At 39.4% G+C, this 1,082-nt stretch carries 2 protein-coding genes; both read left to right on the forward strand.

Going from position 1 to position 1,082, the window contains the following annotated elements; translation table 11 throughout:
* Positions 1-65: 65 nt before the first annotated feature.
* The gene (locus CLV98_RS23300) at positions 66-353 is read left to right on the forward strand and encodes a transposase (protein WP_109678539.1); all 288 of its coding nucleotides are present in this window, start codon (positions 66-68) and stop codon (positions 351-353) included.
* 5 nt (positions 354-358) lie between these two features.
* The coding region (locus tag CLV98_RS23305; protein ID WP_109678541.1) for an IS3 family transposase at positions 359-1,082 on the forward strand (724 nt) is incomplete at its 3' end.

Here is a 1,082-nt window from a genome sequence, read left to right on the forward strand (position 1 = left end):
TATAATACTCCCCAGAATTAGGGCCACTGTTAAAATTTAATTTTTAATCTTAAATTAGTGGAACTATGAGAGCAAAAAGGAGAAAATTCAGTTCAGACTTCAAAGCTAAAGTAGCCATTGAAGCTCTAATGGAACGGGAGAGTTTAGCTGAGCTAGCTAGTCGTTTCGGTGTGCATTCAACGATTATAGGGAAATGGAAGCAAGAGTTTTTAGAGAATTCTTCGGTAGCCTTCGAAAGACAAAAGGAATCGACCAATAATGAAGTTGAATTGGACAGACTTTATGCTCGAATTGGAAGGCTGGAATTAGAAAAGGAATTTCTAAAAAAAAACTTACTGCGGACAGATCTATAGCCTCTATGCGAAAAATGGTGAGTTCAGATGAAAAACTCAGCGTAAGGGCCCAATGTGAGTTGCTGGAAATACATCGGAGCGGATTTTATTATAAACCATGTGCAGAAACTGAGCAAAATGAGCAAATCATGCGCTTAATGGATGAAAGACAGCTTGATAAACCTACGCATGGTGTTTTGCAAATGCAAGATTACCTGCGAGATCAGGGCTTATTAATCAATCATAAGCGTGTTCGTAGGCTCCTTCGTTTGATGGGCTTAATGGCCATTTATCCGCAAAGAAACCTTAGTAAATTAGGCTTTGCCTCATATATTCACCCCTACTTACTGAAGGGGCTGTCGATCAATAGATCTAATCAGGTTTGGGAAATTGACATCACCTACATCCCTATGAAAAAGGGTTTTATGTATTTAACGGCTATTATTGATGTTTATAGCCGATATGTTGTGAACTGGGGATTGTCCAACAGCTTGGAAGCCAAAGAAAGCTTATCAGTTGTAAAGGCTGCTATTCAAAGACACGGCGCCCCAGAGATTATCAATTCCGATCAAGGAAGCCAATTTACTTGTCAAGGTTGGATTGAATATTTACAAGAGCAAAAGATAAAAATAAGCATGGATGGCAAAGGCCGTGCACTAGACAATATTTATATAGAACGACTCTGGCGAACAGTAAAGAGGGATTATGTATACCTTTTCCCAGCATTAGATGGTCGGGAACTGCACCATG

The organism is Dyadobacter jejuensis (genome assembly GCF_003149085.1).
GTDB lineage: Bacteria > Bacteroidota > Bacteroidia > Cytophagales > Spirosomataceae > Dyadobacter > Dyadobacter jejuensis.